Here is a 17072-nt window from a genome sequence, read left to right on the forward strand (position 1 = left end):
ATCAGGGTGAGGTTCGCGGCCTGCGGGCCCTTGGGGCCCTGCGTCACGTCGAACTGGACCTTCTGGCCCTCGTCGAGCGAACGGTAACCATCCGCGGCGATGGCGGAGTAGTGGACGAAGACGTCCGATCCGTTGTCGTCCGGTCGGGATCAGCCACACGTGGTGGATGTCCAGGCACGGCCGTCACCACGCGAACCCGACCCGGATCGGCCGCGACCACGACATCGACACGGACACCAGCTCCTACGGTGGCATGAACTGGGTCGGCGTGGCCGCCCGCCACCTCTTCGTCTGCCCGATGGTGCGGATCCACCGCCCGGTCTGAGCCCCGCGCCGGGCCCGTTCCCGAGCGGTGCGAGGTCCGGGAGCCGGACGACCGTCTTTCATCCTCAGATCCAGGTCCGCGCGACCGATCTGACCTGCGAGAGCGCCCTCGTCCGATCGGCCGGGGCCGTGCCCGGACGCAGAGGATGAGATGAGACGCCGTCGTCAGTCAGCCCGCCACGCCCACCGCACCAGCCATCGCGCGCCGCGGATCGCCGCCGCACTCGCCGGGGCACTGGTCGTCGCGCCGTTGCTGGCCACCACCGCCGCGCCGGCCTCCGCGACGCCGGTCGTCACCGTGACCGGGACCTCCCAGTCAGGGGCCGTGGCCGGAACCGCGACCCCGCTCACCGGGGTGTCCGTCTCCGGCGGGGCCTACGTGTCCGCGACGCTGTCGACCACGCGGGGCACGCTCACCTTCCACGACACCTCGAGCGCGACCCTGGCGTACGGCAACCACTGGTCGGGCGACGCCGCGGTCACCGTCGCCGGCACGCCGGCCGACGTCGACGCCGCGCTGTCCTCGGTCGACCTGGTGCTCCCGAGCGGGACCGGCGGCCAGCACGCGGACGTCACCCTGACCGCGTACGAGACCACCGCGGGGGGCGACCCGGTCGTCTACTCGCCGTCCAACGGCCACTACTACCAGTACTTCCCGAGCAGCGGAATCGGCTGGAACGAGGCGCGAGACGCCGCCAAGACGCAGTCCTTCGTCGGCAATGACGGCTACCTCGCGACGATCCCGGACGCCGACGTCAACCAGCTCGTCACGAGCAGGATCCCGGACGCCGACAACGTGTGGATCGGCGCCTACTCGATCGACGACGAGACGGACTCGAACGGCGACCACATCTACCGCACGTGGGTGTGGGCCGACGGGCCGCTGCGCGACCAGTCGTTCACCCTCTGCGACACCTGGACGGGCTCCGGAACCTGCGGGTTCGTCGCGGGGGCGCACCTCGACTACTCCCACTGGGGTGGCCCCCTCGACCCCTGCACCCGCGCCGACGGGGTCACGACCTACGCCTGCTCGGAGCAGCCGGACAACTGGAACGGGTCTGAGAACGTCGCGGTGACCAACTGGGATGGCGCCCGCGGCTACTGGAACGACCTCCCGCCCGACCCTGACCAGGACGTCAGCGGCTACGTGGTCGAGTACGGCACCGAGGTCACCGGGGGCGTGGCCGGGCTCCCCAGCGTCACATCGACCCTGTCGATCGTCGACGTGCCGGGCGCCCCGGGCTCGGTGAGCGCGACCGCGGGCGATGCGCAGGCGGCCGTCTCGTTCACCGCTCCGAGCAGCGACGGCGGCTCGGCCGTCATCGACTACCTCGTGACCTCCTCGGGCGGGCAGACCGCCACCTGCGCGGCCAGCCCGTGCACGGTCACGGGGCTGACCAACGGCACCGGCTACACGTTCACCGTGACGGCGCGCAACGCCGCCGGGTCCTCGCCAGCCTCGGGCGCCTCGGCCTCGGTCACACCGCACGCCGTCCCGGCAGCCCCGACGGTGGTGGGTGGTACCTCGTCGGCGACGGTGTCGTGGGTCGCGTCGGCGGAGCCGGGTGTCACCGGGTACACCGTCGTCGCCGAACCGGGTGAGGCGACCTGCTCGACGTCGTCGGCCTCTGCCACGTCGTGCGTGCTCGGTGCTGCTGCCGGGGTGAGCACCACCTACCGGGTGATCGTGCACAGCTCCTCGGGTGACTCCGCGCCGTCGGCGGCCTCCCAGCCGGTGACCGCCGCGGCGCCGACCGTCCCGGCCGCGCCGCCTGCCAGCGCACCGGCCACCCTCACCACCACCCAGGGCGTGCTCACCCAGGTGTCGCCGTCCCAGCAGCTCACCGTCATCGGCACGGGCTTCGCGCCCTACTCGACTGCGCGTGTGGTGATCTACTCCTCGCCGGTGCTGCTGGCCGAGGTGCTGGTCGGGGCGGACGGGACCTTCTCCGCCCCGGTCACCGTGCCGGCCGGCCTGGAAGCCGGTTCGCACACCCTCATGGCGTTCGGTGTGGACCCGCAGGGCCAGGCCCACTCGCTGAGCATGTCCGTGACCAACGCGTCGGGTGCGGCCCACCTCGCCGCGACCGGGTCGGAGGCGCTGCCGCTGCTGCTCGTGGCGCTCGGCTCGATCCTGCTCGGGGTGGCCGCGCTGCGGCTCCGGTCCCGTCGGGCCCGCTGAGGGCGCCGCCCCGGCCTTCGGGCCGGGGCGGCACTCGGGCCCTCATACGCGACGAGCCCCGGCGACCAGGTCGCCGGGGCTCGTGCGGGTGAGGCGTCCGGCACGTGGCCGGAGCCTGATCAGATCAGGGTGAGGTTCGCGGCCTGCGGGCCCTTGGGGCCCTGCGTCACGTCGAACTGGACCTTCTGGCCCTCGTCGAGCGAACGGTAACCATCCGCGGCGATGGCGGAGTAGTGGACGAAGACGTCCGCCCCGTTGTCGTCGGGGGTGATGAAGCCGAAGCCCTTTTCGGCGTTGAACCACTTCACGGTGCCTGCGGCCATGATGGCCTCCTTCTGGGTTGGTGCGACCCCGACAACCCGGGACCGGTGATCACGGTGGGTCGTCGGCCGCTGCCCCAGAAGGGCTGCTCGCGGGTGGTGCCCGCGGCGGTCATGACGTTCGATGCACAGCGACTACGGGAGCAACGGTACCCCACGATTCGTCGGGACCGTCCTGCGAGGGCTTGCGCCGCAACCCTTCACCGTGCGAAAGCGCAGGTCAGGAGGACCGTTCGAGGATCTCCAGGACCTCGTCGCGGGTCAGTCGCACCGGGTTGCCGGCCATCGAGCTGGCCCGCATGCCTGCCTCGGCCACGGACGTGTGGTCCCGGGGGGCCAGACCCAGCGCCGCGAGCGGGCGGACCTGCAGCGCCGCGACCGTCCGGGCGATCCAGGCCGCCCCGTCGGGCGCCTGGGCGTGCGGGTCGCCGGTCACCAGCCCGGCCACCTCGTCGTAGCGCCCGACGACGTGCGGCGCGCGCTCCGCGGCGGCGCGCAGGTTCACGTCGCACGTGGCGGCCAGCAGCGCCGCGCAGAGCTCCCCGTGCGGGGCGCCGAGCAGCCCGCCCAGCGGGGCCGCCAGACCGTGCACCGCCCCGAGCTTGGCATTGGCCAGCGCCATCCCGGAGGCCAGCGCGGCCAGCGAGAGATCGGTGCGCGCGGCCAGGTCGGAGCCGTCCAGGTAGGCCCGCTGCAGGCTGCGCGCGGCGCGGACGAGGCCGTCGCGGGCCAGCGCGTCGGACAGCGGGTTGGCTGCCACCGAGCAGAACGCCTCGAGGCACTGGGTGAACGCGTCGAGCCCGCTGGAGGCGGTCACCGCCGGCGGGCAGCTGAGCGTGAGCACCGGGTCGACGACGGCGAGCGCGGGCAGCATCGCTGGGCCGCGCAGGCTCGCCTTGACCCGGTGCTCGGGCGAGAGCACGGGGGCGTTCGCGGTGACCTCGGCGCCGGTCCCGGCGGTGGTCGGCACCGCGACCACCGGGACGGACGTCTCCGGCAGCGGCACCCCGCGTCCGACGACCTCGAGGTGGTCGAGCACCGACCCCGTGCCGCCCGCCAGCACACCGACGGCCTTGGCGAGGTCGATCACCGACCCGCCGCCCCAGCCGATGACGACGTCGGGCCGCACCTGGCGTGCGTGGTCGACGGCCTGCTGCACACCGTCGACCGTCGGCTCACCCGACCAGCGGTGCAGCACCGTGCCTGCCGGGAGACCGGCGAGGCCGGGCCAGGCCGCCGGGTCGGTGCGTGGGCCGAGCACGACGAGCACCCGCTCGCCCCACCGGGCGGTGAGCGAGGGGACCTGGTCGCTGGCGCCGGGGCCGACGACGATCCGACCGGCGGTGGCGAAGCTGAACGTGGTCATCGGTCCTCCGGCAGCCGGGCAGCGGGTTCCCAGTGTCCCGCGTCGGGCGCTAGCCCGGACGGGTGTCCCACGGCCGACGCTGCACGGTCCCGTGGGTGAAGAAGACGCCGCGCGGCCCACGCGCACCGCCGCCGGTGGGGACGATGACTGTCGTGTCCCTGCCGTCCGACGACCTGCCGCGCTCGCCGACCGGTCGTGTGCCGCAGTGGGTGCTCGACGAGGCGGCCGGTCGGATCGTGCCGCAGCACCCCTGGCACACCGGGCCGGGCGGGCTCGGGGCGGCCCCGGTGCCGGTCGCGGCGCAGCGGCGTCGGGGCGCCGGGCGTCGGCTCGTGCTCGTCCTGGTCGTGGCCGCGGGGCTGGTGACGGCGGCCGCGGTGGTCGGTGGTGACCGCATCGAGCAGCTCGGTGACCGGATCGCGGTGGCGGCCCGCGGGGGCGGGGCGCCGCTCGCGCCACCGTCCGCCGAGGTGGTGACGCTGGCGGACGACGCGCACCTGAGCGAGGAGGGTCGCGCCGTGTTCTACGCGGCCTCGCCCCAGGTGCTCGACGCGGCCGACTTCGCGGGCCGGTGCAGCGGTGCCGCGTGGCAGGTGAGGGGCGGTGTGGCGGTCGGCTGCTACGGCGGGCCCGAGGGGTCGATCGTGCTGTACCGGCCGGCCGACCCCCGGCTGCACCCGTACGTCGTCGAGACGGCGGCGCACGAGATGCTCCACGCCGCCTACGCCGGGCTGACGGCGAGCGACCAGGCGCTCATCGGGCCGCTGCTCGAGGCCGAGCTGGCGACGCTGCCGGCCGATGCGCCCGTGCGGAAGCAGATCGACTCCTCGGTCGGCTCGCACCCCGAGAGCCGCGAGACCGAGCTGTTCGCCTACCTGGGCACGCAGGACCCTGGCCCGGGCGGCGCCCTGGACCCGCGGCTGGAGGCCGTGTACGCGCGGTTCGTCGCCGACCGGCAGGCCCTGGTGGCGGTGCACACCGGCTGGACCTCGATGCTCGACGCGATGGCGGCCGAGGCCCAGGCGTCCACGAGCGCCCTGCAGACGCGGATGGACAGCGCGGCGCAAGTGCGGGCCCAGCTCGATGCCGACACCCAGCAGGTCCAGCGCGCGCAGGCGCAGTACGACCGGTGGACCGCCGACTACGCGGCGATGCCGGCCGACGAGCAGTCCGGGTACCGGATGTCGATCACCTGGTGGGACGGGACGAGGCTGCCGATGGCGCCCGCCGACCAGACCTTGGCCGCCGCGGCGGGTCTGCTCGCCCGGGACCGGCAGGCCCTCGCGGACCGGGGCGCCGCGGCCGACGCCGAGGACGCGGCGATCGAGGCCGAGCGCACCCGGGTGGTGGCACTGGGCACCGACCTGGCCTCGCTCGAGGCCCAGCTGACGCCGACGGCGTAGGTCTGGCCCCGGCCGGGCGGCGGGTCAGCAGCCGGGGTCGTGGGGGTGCTGGTCGCAGCTGCCGCGGGTGAGGTGCGCGGCGGCCTCGCGGATCTCGAAGGGCGCGCTGGTCGTGCTCGTGGTGGCGGTGCCCGGGACCGGGAGGACTGTCGGGTCGTCGGCGAGGGTGTAGGTCGCGGACCAGGTGGTGGTGAGCGTGACCTGGCCGGTGCCGGGGTGCTCGTAGGGGTACGAGACGTCCTGGTCGGGGTAGGGGTGGCCGGGGCTCGTCGTGGTGAACGCGTGCTCGCCGTAGTCCCACGTGAAGCTGGCGGGGGTGACGGTGAAGGTCACCGTGGTGCCGAGCACGTCGGTGCTGAGCACCTGCGGGGCAGGGTCGGCGTAGGCGATGGTCTCCTTGTTGACCAGCACCCACCCCCGGTCGGGCTGCAGGTGCAGCACCGAGGGGGCGATCGGCAGCCGCCGCAGCTCGGTGAGGATCTCCTCGGGCGTCGGGTCGGGATCTCCGACGCAGCGCACGTCGGCCACGAGCGTCCAGCTGCCCCAGGCGGCCCGGGGCGTGGGGCGGGTGGACTCCCACCAGGGGCGGAGCGCCGGTCGGTCGCCGCACCGGTCGGTGTGGTCGTACGTCACCTCGGGGGCGCACGGCCAGATGCTGTCCTGGGCCGCCGAGTAGACACCGCAGACCTCGGCGCGCATGTGCCGGACGAGTGCGGGCGCCAGCGGTCGCCCGGTGCGGGACGTCGCGACGAAGGTGTCGGTCGTGGCGGCTCGTGCGGCGGTGGCGGCAACAGTGACGCTGTCGTCATCGAACCCGGTTCGGGCAGACGCTCGTTCGACCAGGGTTGGGTCGGGGCTCTCGGTTCCCAGGTGTCCCGAACCTGAGATGACAAGCGCGACCGCGATCGTGACGACCGCTCCCCTCACGATGTCGCCCCAGCCGTGGGCACAGCCGCTCCGCTCTCGAACCACTGCCCGGCGCGCAGGTGCCAGTCCGGCCCGACGCGGTCGATCACGAGGAGCACCTGGCCGTGCGACGCCTCCGTCGTGCCGACCTGGACCCCCTCGGACGTCATGACGGCGGACGGCGGCTGGTCGAAGTCGACGAGCACGGAGTAGGCGAGGGGGTTGAGCACCTCGTACCGGGTCACGGTCACGGTCGTGACGCCCTGACGGAGCACTGTCCCGGTCTGGACCCCCTTGGCGACGTCGTCGACGACCGACCGGCAGAACTCGCAGTCCGGTTCGCTGAGGGCCTGCCAGTCGGTGACGTCGTTGGTCTCGACGACGTAGCTGTACAGGTCGCGGACGAACCACACGGCGGCGGCCTGCGCGCCCGTCTCACCGGTGTCCGCCCACTGGTCGGGCCTGGCCGGCGACGGCATCGGAGCAGGCAACGTCGGGGGTGTCGTGACCGCCACGGTCGGGGTCGCCGTCGTCGACCCCGTGCACCCTGCCCCCGTGGCGGCGGTCACGGCGAGGACCAGGGCCACGGAGCCGAACCGCCGTGCGCGTCGTCCGGGAGCTCGCACGCCAGAGCGCAAGGCGGTTCTCGAGCGTGCCCCGCGCCCCGCCACCCACGTCACTGCTGCCGCTGCCACCATGCGTGCCCCCGCTCGCCGATGCACCCGTCCGGGTGACTTGGGCACCGACCCTGGCACAGGGTCGGCGGCGACGCGCCGGGTTCTGCACAGGCCGGGCGCGGGACCGCAGGGCTCGGCCGGCTGGTGGACGGGCCGGCTGCGGGTGGCGGAGTCGTGGACCCCTTACCCGGCCCGGCCCACCCGTCCGAGCCGGCGGTAGACGGCGCCGCCGACGAGCTGCACCACCGTGAAGCAGGCGACCAGCACGAGGATCGCGACGAACCCCGAGATCTCGACCTCCGCGGAGAACACGAGGCCGATCACCCACAGGAACACGAACTTCGAGCTGAACATGAGCGCCCACAGCCCGAGGAACCGGCCGACGGGCCCGCCGCGCCGCTCGCGTCGGCCGAACCACCGCACCCACGCGCGCTTGGCCGCGAACACCGCCCAGGTGAGCAGCTGCATGACGACGGCCAGGGCGAACGTCACCGAGTACGACGCGGTGTGCACGAGGTCGGTGTAGTCGTTGAAGAACCCCAGCACGACCGAGTAGAGCGCGATCCCGACGAGCATCTCGGCGGCCAGCGACTGGGCTCGGGTGGGGACCTGCGGCGGCTGCATCGCACGACGGTAGTGCGCGCGGTCGGTTGCTTCGAGGGCAGGGCGACCCACCGGAGCTCAGTCGCGGGTCGGCGGTGTCGGGCCGCTGGGCAGCTGGGGAGCGCGCGGCAGCGACCAGGAGTAGCGGATCGCCGCCAGCCGGAGCACGAAGACGGCCGCCACCGAGCACCACCGCGCCGGTGTGGTCGGCGTGTGCAGGGCGAGCAGCACGACGAGCAGCGTCGCGCCGCCGACCGCGGTGAGCGCGTACACCTGGCCGACGAGCACGAGCGGGCGCTGGCGGGCCAGGACGTCGCGGGCGATCCCGCCGCCGGTCCCGGTGACGGCTCCGATGAGCACGGCGACCGGTGCGCTCGTGCCGCTGGACAGCGCGAGCAGCGTGCTCGACACGGTGAAGACGGCCAGCCCGGCCGCGTCGGCGACGAGCACGATGATCGTCTCGTCGGGTGCGCTGCGTGGGGCGAGGTGCGCCTGGGCGATGACGACGACGGCGGTGCCGGTCGCCACCGCGACGGCCCACGGGTTGGCGATCCAGCTGATCGGGTAGTGGCCGAGCAGCAGGTCGCGCAGGGTCCCGCCGCCCACCGCGGTGACCGCGGCGAGCACCGCGACCCCGACCCAGTCCATCCGCGCCCGGATCGCGACGGCCGCGCCGGAGACGGCGAACGCGACCACCCCCACCACCTCGAGCAGCGGCGACGGGTCGGCGACGGTCATCGGGGGCTCCTGGGGCACGGACGGCTCGTCGGCGGCGGCCGTGGGGGACGGGGGCGCGGTGGCGCCCGGACGAGCCTCGAGTCTGACCGCCCGGTGCGCCCTCGCGCCCGGTCGGTCCGTGCCTCGGACGTCGGTGCGCGGGACCGGGTGACCCGGATGCCGGTCCGCCTACCGTCCGGCGTGCGCCGCCCGGTAGGTTGACCGGCCGTGGAGCACCTCGTGGGACGACGCCGATGACGGGGGTGTCCGGCACCCTCGCGGCCTCGGGCGTCGCGATCCTGGTGATCGGTACGGCGCTCGGCGGGCTGAGCCGGCTGATCCTGCGCGACCGCAGCCACATGACGCGCTCCAGCTCGGTGCTGGCCGGGATCGTCGGCGCGGTGCTCGGCGGTGCGGCGACCCAGGCGGCCACCGGCAACCCGGACACCCCTCGGCTGTGGCTGGTGCTCGGGTTCTCCGTGGTCGGCACGCTCGCCGTGCTCACGGTCGCCGAACGGTTCGTGCGACGCCCGGCGCCGACGGCCCGTGAGCTCATCGACGCCGGGGAGTCCGCGGCGGTCGAGCTGAAGTCCACCGCCCGGCACAACGTGCGTACCGGCCAGCGTGACGAGCGCATGGAGCTGGTGATCGCCAAGACCGTCGCCGGCTTCCTCAACGGCAAGGGCGGCACGCTGCTCATCGGTGTCGACGACTCCGGCGTCGTGCTGGGCCTGGACGCCGACCTGCCGTACATGAAGGCGCCCGACCTGGACCGGTACGAGCTGTGGTTGCACGACTACCTCACCCGGGTGCTCGGTGCGCCCGCCGTCTCGCGGCTCACGGTGACGTTCCCGCTGGTCGACGAGGTGGCGGTGTGCCGGGTCGAGGTCGAGCGCTCACCGCGCCCTGTGTTCGTGCGACCGCCCAAGGGTGAGCAGGTGCAGTTCTACGCCCGGATCGGCAACTCGACCCGCGAGCTGTCGGTGGCCGAGGCGATCGAGTACGCGGCCGACCACTTCGCGCGTCCGCCGGCCTGGCGCTCCGTCTCGCGCTGAGGTCTCCCGGGTCGGTGGCGGCGGCCCGGGCTGCGGGGTCCCCGTCCCCCATGCGCCCGGACCGCCGCGGGTCGGACCGGCCGGCGTTCAGGCGGGTCGCGTCGCGCGCACGATCGCGCTGTGCATCGCGTCGGCGACCTCGTGGGTCGGTTCGACGGACGTGTCGACGAACCCCGCCGCGGCCAGCAGGTCGAGGTACTCGGTGCGGGACATCGCCCCGGCGATGCAGCCGACGTGGGTGCCGCGCGCCTGCCGGTCGGCCGGGCTGAGGTGGTCCTCGGCCACGATGTCGCTGACCCGCAGCCGGCCGCCGGGCACGAGCACCCGGTACGCCTCGCGCAGCACGGCGCCGCGGTCGGCCGCCAGGTTGATGACGCAGTTGGAGATGACGACGTCGACGCAGCCGTCGGGCAGGGGCAGGTCCTCGAGGACGCCCTCGTGGAACTCCACGTTGCCCGCCTGGGCCTCGGCGGCGTTGCGTCGGGCCAGCTCGAGCATCTGCGGGGTCATGTCGACGCCGTGCACGTACCCCTCCGGTCCGACGAGACGCGCCGCGAGCAGCACGTCGATCCCGCCGCCGGAGCCCAGGTCGAGGACCTTCTCGCCGGGGCGCAGGTCGGCGGCGAGCAGCGGGTTGCCGCAGCCGAGCGAGGCCTGGACGGCGGCGACCGGCAGCCCCTCGGTGAGCCCGCCGTAGAGCGCGGCACCGAAGACGCCGTTCGTGGTGGCGGTGCCGGCAGGTGTGTCGCCGGACGTCGTGGCGTCGGACGGGCAGCAGGCGGACGAGGGGGTGCAGCAGCCGCCCTGCACGTCCAGGGCGATGCGGGCGTAGTGCTCCCGGACCTGGGCGCGCAGGTCGGTCGGGTCGGCGGGGGTGGTGGTCATGGTGCGACTCCTTCATTGATGGTGATCGATCTTCGGGGGCAACCGTGGCCCAACGATCGACGGCTGTCAATGGTGACGGATGTCGATATAGTGGCGGGGTGCCGACCCTGCTGCCCGTGACCGCCTGCTGCGAACCGCTCACCCAGGCGCCGCTGTCGGCCGAGCAGGCCGCCACCTTCGCCACCCGCCTCAAGGCGCTCGCCGACCCCGCCCGGCTGCGGATCGTCTCGCTGCTCGCTGCCGCCGCCGAGGGCGAGGTCTGCGTCTGCGACCTCACCGAACCGCTCGGGCTCTCCCAGCCCACGGTGTCCCACCACCTCAAGGTGCTGCACGAGGCAGGCCTGGTCACCCGGCAGAAGCGGTCCACCTGGGTCTACTACGCGGCGGTGCCCGCCGCCCTGGAGGCCATCGCCGAGGTGCTGGCGCCGCGCGGCTGAGCAGCGGCCGACGACGCTGCTCCGAACGGACGCCCTGGGCGTGGCGTCCCCTGGTATAACCGGTCCTGAACGTGGCACCGTTGCCACGTTCGGACGGCCCGTCCGTACGGGACCGTCCAGCCAGGGGAGGCACACGCGTGGCGCCGCACCAGCATGATCCCGACGGCCCTGTCCTCACCCTGGCACCGGGCACCGCCCGGCTCGAACCGCTGCGGGTCAACCACGTCCAGGTGCCCGACCTGCTGTCCGCGCCGCTCGAGGTGCTCGCCCGCCAGACCCCCCTGCTGCTCACCGTCGACGAGACCCTGCGGGTGTCCTTCGTCACCGGCCGCCAGGCCCGGCCCGGATGCGTCGGCCTGCTCGTGGCGGACGCGTTCGCCGACCTCCCCGTGCTGGTCGGCGGGCTGCGGGCGGCAGCCGTCGACGGGCTGGTGCGCCGGTTCGACCTCGAGCTGGGCGGGCGCACGCTCGACGTCGTCGTGCAACCGGTGCTGTCCGACGACCGGGTGCGCGGCCTCATCGCCGCGACCACCGACGTGACGGCGGCCCGGGCCTCGGTGCGGCGCACCGCGCTGCTCGCGCGGATGACGGCTGAGCACGCCGCCGTCCAGGACGACCCGGATGCCGTCATGGACCTCATCGTGCGCGCCATCGCCGAGTACGTCCGGGCGCCCGTCCTGCTGCGGACCTACCACGACGGGGCGCTCGTGCTGCAGGCCGCGGAGGACCTGGCGGCACCCGACCGTGAGCTGCTGCGCTCCCTCGTCGAGGAGCACGCGCCCGCCCGGGCGTGCGAGCTGAGCGACGAGGTGCTCAGCGCGGGCGGGCCCGTCACCGTGCCCTGGTCGGTCTGGCAGGACCAGATGGGCGTGCCCGAACCGGTCCGGAGCGCCATGGCCCACCGCCGGGCGCGCGCCGTGGTCTGCTGGCCGATGCGGGTCCGCGGGCAGCTGGTCGGCCTGCTCACCGTCGTGGCCGTCGGGGACTCGCGGATGCGGGTCGACTCCGACCCGAGCGAGCAGCGCTTCCTCGGGGACGTCGCGGCGCGCGCCGCACTGCACCTGGAGGCTGCCCAGCTGCGGGCCGCCGCGAGCCGGTCCGGGGCCGCCCTTGCCGAGTCCGAGGCGCGGTTCCGGTCGGCGTTCGCTGCGGCACCGGTCGGCATGGTGCTCGCCGGTGCCGACCCGGAGCAGCCCGGCCGGGTGATCGCCGTGAACGACGCCTACGCCGCACTCGTCGGGCGGCCGGCCGACGAGCTGGTCGGCGTGCTGCTCCCGGACCTGGCCCACCCGCTCGACGCCGACGAGGTCGAGAGCCTGCTCACGCAGGTCGCCGACGGCGAGGTGCCGCAGGGCACCCGGGAGCACCGGGTGCTCAACCCCGACGGCTCGATCGGCTGGGTCCGCATGTCGGTGGGGCTCGCCGCCGCCGACGGCGCCGGGGGTGCGCGCCAGCTCATCGGGCACGTCGAGGACATCACGACGCGCATCCGGGCCCAGGAGGAGCTCGCCCGACGCGCCCTCTACGACGGGCTCACCGGGCTGGCGAACCGGCACCTGGCGACCGACCACCTGCGCCGCGCCGTCGCCGGGCTGCGGCGGGGCCACGGACGCGTCGCGGTGCTCTTCGCCGACCTCGACCGGTTCAAGGCGATCAACGACACCTTCGGGCACGACGTCGGCGACCAGGTGCTCGTCGAGGTCGGGGCGCGGCTGCAGGCGGTGGTCCGGGAGCAGGACGTGGCGGCCCGGATCGGCGGCGACGAGTTCCTGCTCGTCAGCCAGGACGTCGCCACCGACGAGTCCCTCACGGCCCTGCTGGAGGCGGTGCTCGCCGCGCTCGACCCGCCGGTCTCGGTGCTGACCGCCGCCGGGACCACCCCGCTCAACGTCGGCGTGTCCGTCGGGGTGTCGTTGGCGACTTCGTCGAACACCCGCCCCGAGCTCATGCTGCACCAGGCCGACACCGCGATGTACGAGGCCAAGCGCCTGGGCCGGCACCGGTACCAGGTGTTCACCGAGTCGCTCGGCCAGCCGGCCAGCCGATGGCTGCGGGTCGAGCGCGACCTGCGCGCCGCGATGGCTGAGGACCGGATGGTGCTGCACTACCAGCCGATCGTCGAGCTGGGCACCGGGCAGGTGCGCGGGGTCGAGGCGCTGCTGCGGATGGTGGACCCCGTGCGGGGGCTGGTGCCGCCGGGGGAGTTCATCGACGTCGCGGAGGAGTCCGCACTCACGTACTCGCTGGGCCGGTGGGTGGTCGAGGAGGCCTGCCGGCAGCTCGCCGTGTGGCAGCAGCTGCCCCGCGACGGCCGGCCGCTGGTGATGGCGGTCAACGTCACCGGACGTCAGCTGGAGGACGCCGCCCGGTCCGGGTCGGTGCTGGCGGCGGCCTCGACCCTGCAGCCGCAGAGCCTGTGCCTGGAGGTGACCGAGCGGATGCTGCTGGACGCCGCCGACTCGGTGGTCGCCGATCTGGAGGGCCTGGCCGCGGCCGGCATCCGGCTGGCGATCGACGACTTCGGCACCGGCTACTCCTCGCTCACCTACCTGCAGCGGTTCCCGGTGCACGCGTTGAAGATCGACCGCTCGTTCGTCTCCGGCCTCGGGGCGAACGCGCGGGACGACGCGATCGTGGCGTCGGTGGTGGCGCTCGGGGCGACGCTCGGGCTCGAGGTCGTCGCGGAGGGCATCGAGACCGCCGACCAGCTCCAGGCGCTGTCGGCACTGGGCTGCCCGGCCGGTCAGGGCTTCCTGCTCGCGCGGCCGATGCCCGCCGAGGAGATGACGAAGCTGCTGGTCGCGACGGGGTCGGGCACCACGTCGCCGCGCTGACCCACCGACGGAGCAACCCTCACCCGCGCTCCGATGGCGGGTCCGTGTGACGCGTGACACGGTGAGCGCGCGGGGGATCGGGGCCTCGGACTGGGCCTTTGCGCGGACGGAAAGGGCAGATGACCTCGATGCCGCACGGCCCGGTGGTCCCGGCGTTCACGCCCGGTGGCGGTGCGCCGGCGCCCTCCCCCCTGCAGGTCGGGACGGGGCAGGTGCCGCAGGTGCTGTCCAGCCCGCTGGACCTGCTCGCCACCCAGGCGCCGTTGGTCGTGACGGTGGACCTCGGGCTGCGGGTGGAGTACCTCGCCGGTCGGCTCGCGCCGTCGGGCGGGGTGGGCCGGCGGGTGGACCGCGTGCTCGCCGAGCTGCCCGAGCTGGTGGCGGTGCTGCACCAGGTGGTCGAGGAGCACTCGTCGCGCCGGCTCGACGTGCGGGTCGGTGGGCGTGTCCTGAAGGTCGTCGCGCAGCCGGTGGTGGCCGGGGGGCGGGTGCGCGGCGCCGTCCTGGTCGCCGAGGACGTGACAGCCGTCCGGACCTTCCAGCGCCGCGCCGCGATGCTCGCCCAGATGACGGTCGAGCAGGGTGCGGCGCAGGACGACCCCGACGCGGTCATGGGGCTCGTGGTCCGGGCGGTCACCCGCTACGTGCGAGCCCCGGCCACGGTGCGGACCATGGTCGACGGTCGGCTGGTGGTCCGGGCGGGGGCGCTCCCTGGCGCCCAGCCCGACGAGGCGGTGCCGGTGCCGGTCGAGCACGACGGGCCTGTCACGGTCGGCCCGCTGCTCACCAGGCTGATGAACGCGGGCGGTCCGGTCGTCGTGCCGTGGGCCGACTGGGTCGCCGGCGTCGACCTGCGGCCCGAGGTCGTCACCGACATGGAGGCGCTCGGCGCGCGGGCCGTCGTGGCGTGGCCGATGCGGGCCGACGGGCATCCGATCGGGCTGCTCGTCGTCGTCGCGGTGGACGGCGACCGGGTGCAGGTCGACACCGACGTGGTCGAGCAGCTGTTCCTCGCCGACCTGGCCGGGCGGGCCGCGCTCGTGGTGGAGCACGCGCAGCTGCGTTCCCGCACCGCCCGCGCCATCGCGGACCTGGCCGAGAGCGAGTCCAGGTTCCGGTCCGCGTTCAGCGCCGCACCGGTCGGCATGCTGCTCATCTCGACCGAGCCGACCAGGCCCGGCACGGTCGTGGCGGCCAATGCGACGCTCGCCGGCTACCTGGGGCGGCCCGAGCAGGACCTCGTCGGCCGGCTGGCCGTCGACCTCGTGCACCCCGCCGATGCGGACCTCCTCGCGGTCGACCTCGCCGATCTGGCCGACGGCACCCTGCAGCACTCCAGCCGGGAGCACCGGGTGCTGCGCGGAGACGGCACGGTGTCCTGGGTGCGCACCGAGCTGGCCCGGGCACAGGACACGGGCGGTCCGCACCTGCTCGTCGCGCACGTGACGGATGTGAGCGAACGGCGCAGGGTCGAGGAGGAGCTCGCCCGGCGCGCGCTCTACGACGGGCTCACCGGGCTCGCGAGCCGGCACCTGGCGATGGACCAGCTGCACCGAGTGCTCGACGGGCTGCGGGAGGAGCCCGGCGTCGTGGCGGTGCTGTACGCCGACCTGGACCGGTTCAAGGCCATCAACGACACCTTCGGCCGGGACGTGGGCGACCAGGTGCTCACCGCCGTGGGGTCGCGGCTGCAGGGTGTGGTGCGCCACCAGGCGGTCGTCGCCCGGGTCGGCGGGGACGAGATCCTCGTGGTCTGCCCGCAGGCGGGGTCCCCGCAGGGCGTGCACGAGCTGGCCGCCCGGGTGCTCGGGGCCCTCGAGAGGCCGTTCGTGGTGCGCACCGCGGCCGGCGGGACCGCGTCCGTGCACGTGAGCGCCTCGCTCGGGGTCACCTCGACGTCGGACCCGGAGGCGCTCACCGACCAGCTGGTGCACGAGGCCGACACCGCGATGCACGAGGCCAAGCGGCTGGGCCGGCACCGGAGCGAGACGTTCACCGAACGTCTCGGCATCCCGGCGACGCGCTGGCTGCGGGTCGAGAACGACCTGCGGGCGGCGATGGTCGAGGACCGGATGGTGCTGCACTACCAGCCGATCATCGACCTGGGCACCGGGCGGATCAGCGGGGTGGAGGCGCTGCTGCGGATGACGGACCCGGCGCGTGGGCTGGTGCCGCCGGGGGAGTTCATCGACGTGGCCGAGGAGTCCTCGCTCACCTACCGCCTGGGGGACTGGGTGGTGAACGAGGCCTGCCGTCAGCTCGAGGTCTGGCAGCACATCGCGCCGACCCTCACGATGGCGGTCAACGTCACCGGTCGGCAGGTGGCCGAGGCGGCCCGCTCCGGGGCGATGGTCGACGTGGTGCGCTCGTACGGCCTGGCACCCGAGACGCTGTGCCTGGAGGTGACCGAGCGCACGCTGCTCGATGCGGCCGACGCGGTGGTCGAGGACCTGGAGGGGCTGACCCGTGCGGGCATCCGGATGTCGATCGACGACTTCGGCACCGGCTACTCCTCGCTCACCTACCTGCAGCGGTTCCCGGTCGACACGCTCAAGATCGACCAGTCCTTCGTCGCCGGGCTCGGGGTGAGCTCGCGGGACGACGCGATCGTCACCGCGGTGGTGGCCCTCGGGTCGGCGCTGGGGCTGCGGATCGTCGCCGAGGGGGTCGAGACCCCCAAGCAGCTGGCCGCCCTGCGTGCCCTCGGCTGCCCGTACGCGCAGGGGTACCACCTGGGCCGTCCGATGCCGGCCGAGGCCCTCGGCCGGCTGCTCGCCGCCGGGGCCTGACGTCGGCCGCGGCGGGGACCGACGGTCGGTCGCGAGCCACCGCGGCGCCCGGCACCGGGGATGATCGGGCGGTGCGCACCGACGTCCTCGCCGCCCGGGCCGTCCTGGCGCGTTCGCAGGCGCTGCTGCTCGACTTCGACGGCCCGGTGGCCCGCGTGTTCGCCGACCTCGACCGGGCCGGTCTGGCCGATGAGCTGCGCACCGCGTGCCGAGACCTCGGGGACGTGCTGCCGGACCAGGTCGCGGACACCGGTGACCCGATGGCGGCGCTCACCTGGAGCGTCGGACACCCCCGTCCGGTGCGGCTCGCGGTCGACGCCGTGGTGCGTCGGCACGAGCTGCTGGGGGCGCGGCGGGCGGCACCGACCCCGGGGCTGGACGTGCTGCTGGCCGACGCCCGGGCGGCCGGCGTCCCGGTGGCGGTGGTGACGAACAACTGCGTGCAGGCCGTCGGTGTCCTGGTGCGCCGGGCGGTGCCGGCACTCGTCGGGGTGCCGGTCGCGGGCCGGGTCGCGGGGCGGCCCGAGGAGCTCAAACCCGCACCGGTGCTCGTGCGGCGGGCGCTCGAAGCGCT

At 74.4% G+C, this 17072-nt stretch carries 15 protein-coding genes and 1 pseudogene; 8 read left to right on the top strand and 8 right to left on the bottom strand.

Going from position 1 to position 17072, the window contains the following annotated elements:
- Positions 1–143: pseudogene (locus F2B26_RS08565) on the bottom strand (cold shock domain-containing protein); the annotation flags it as partial.
- Between the two features lie 23 nt (positions 144–166).
- On the opposite strand from F2B26_RS08565, the gene F2B26_RS08570 reads away from it, so the two are divergent.
- Together F2B26_RS08570 and F2B26_RS08575 are read left to right on the top strand one after the other, a co-directional pair.
- Complete coding sequence (locus tag F2B26_RS08570) at positions 167–325, top strand: hypothetical protein (protein ID WP_159808376.1); 159 nt, start codon at positions 167–169, stop codon at positions 323–325.
- Between the two features lie 150 nt (positions 326–475).
- Complete coding sequence (locus F2B26_RS08575; protein WP_201292672.1) at positions 476–2506, top strand: fibronectin type III domain-containing protein; 2031 nt, start codon at positions 476–478, stop codon at positions 2504–2506.
- Between the two features lie 119 nt (positions 2507–2625).
- Here the strand turns inward: F2B26_RS08575 and F2B26_RS08580 are convergent, their stop codons facing one another.
- A complete protein-coding gene (locus tag F2B26_RS08580) occupies positions 2626–2829 on the bottom strand; it encodes a cold-shock protein (protein ID WP_159808378.1) in 204 nt (67 codons plus the stop codon).
- 217 nt (positions 2830–3046) lie between these two features.
- On the bottom strand, positions 3047–4192 hold the full coding sequence (locus F2B26_RS08585) for an iron-containing alcohol dehydrogenase (protein ID WP_159808380.1): 1146 nt from the start codon (positions 4190–4192) through the stop codon (positions 3047–3049).
- Positions 4193–4335: 143 nt separating this feature from the next.
- Here F2B26_RS08585 and F2B26_RS08590 point away from each other — a divergent pair, with 143 nt between their 5' ends.
- Positions 4336–5595 (top strand): hypothetical protein, encoded by a 1260-nt coding sequence (locus F2B26_RS08590; protein WP_159808382.1) that lies wholly within the window; start codon positions 4336–4338, stop codon positions 5593–5595.
- Between the two features lie 24 nt (positions 5596–5619).
- On the opposite strand, the gene F2B26_RS08595 is transcribed toward F2B26_RS08590, so the two are convergent.
- The 4 genes from F2B26_RS08595 to F2B26_RS08610 all read right to left on the bottom strand — a co-directional run bounded on the left by F2B26_RS08595 (position 5620) and on the right by F2B26_RS08610 (position 8519).
- On the bottom strand, positions 5620–6294 hold the full coding sequence (locus F2B26_RS08595; protein WP_159808384.1) for a hypothetical protein: 675 nt from the start codon (positions 6292–6294) through the stop codon (positions 5620–5622).
- A 224-nt stretch (positions 6295–6518) separates the two neighbouring features.
- Positions 6519–6980 carry a DUF6318 family protein gene (locus tag F2B26_RS08600; RefSeq protein ID WP_159808386.1) on the bottom strand — a complete coding sequence of 154 codons (462 nt, stop codon included), beginning with the start codon at positions 6978–6980 and terminating at the stop codon, positions 6519–6521.
- 381 nt (positions 6981–7361) lie between these two features.
- On the bottom strand, positions 7362–7802 hold the full coding sequence (locus F2B26_RS08605) for a hypothetical protein (RefSeq protein ID WP_159808388.1): 441 nt from the start codon (positions 7800–7802) through the stop codon (positions 7362–7364).
- A 57-nt stretch (positions 7803–7859) separates the two neighbouring features.
- Positions 7860–8519 (bottom strand): trimeric intracellular cation channel family protein, encoded by a 660-nt coding sequence (locus F2B26_RS08610; RefSeq protein ID WP_159808390.1) that lies wholly within the window; start codon positions 8517–8519, stop codon positions 7860–7862.
- Between the two features lie 233 nt (positions 8520–8752).
- Here F2B26_RS08610 and F2B26_RS08615 point away from each other — a divergent pair, with 233 nt between their 5' ends.
- Complete coding sequence (locus tag F2B26_RS08615) at positions 8753–9553, top strand: ATP-binding protein (protein WP_159808392.1); 801 nt, start codon at positions 8753–8755, stop codon at positions 9551–9553.
- Positions 9554–9640: 87 nt separating this feature from the next.
- On the opposite strand, the gene arsM is transcribed toward F2B26_RS08615, so the two are convergent.
- The gene (arsM, locus tag F2B26_RS08620; protein ID WP_159808394.1) at positions 9641–10438 is read right to left on the bottom strand and encodes an arsenite methyltransferase; all 798 of its coding nucleotides are present in this window, start codon (positions 10436–10438) and stop codon (positions 9641–9643) included.
- A gap of 98 nt (positions 10439–10536) precedes the next feature.
- Between arsM and F2B26_RS08625 the strand changes: the two genes are divergently transcribed.
- From F2B26_RS08625 to F2B26_RS08640, 4 genes are all read left to right on the top strand, one after another.
- Entirely contained in the window at positions 10537–10875 is a 339-nt protein-coding gene (locus F2B26_RS08625; protein ID WP_159808396.1) for an ArsR/SmtB family transcription factor, read from the top strand.
- Between the two features lie 137 nt (positions 10876–11012).
- Entirely contained in the window at positions 11013–13709 is a 2697-nt protein-coding gene (locus F2B26_RS08630; RefSeq protein ID WP_159808398.1) for a bifunctional diguanylate cyclase/phosphodiesterase, read from the top strand.
- Positions 13710–13828: 119 nt separating this feature from the next.
- Positions 13829–16498 (top strand): sensor domain-containing protein, encoded by a 2670-nt coding sequence (locus tag F2B26_RS08635; RefSeq protein WP_159808400.1) that lies wholly within the window; start codon positions 13829–13831, stop codon positions 16496–16498.
- Between the two features lie 71 nt (positions 16499–16569).
- The coding region (locus F2B26_RS08640; protein ID WP_159808402.1) for an HAD family hydrolase at positions 16570–17072 on the top strand (503 nt) is incomplete at its 3' end.

The organism is Cellulomonas citrea, from assembly GCF_009829685.1.
Taxonomy (GTDB): Bacteria; Actinomycetota; Actinomycetes; order Actinomycetales; family Cellulomonadaceae; genus Cellulomonas; species Cellulomonas citrea.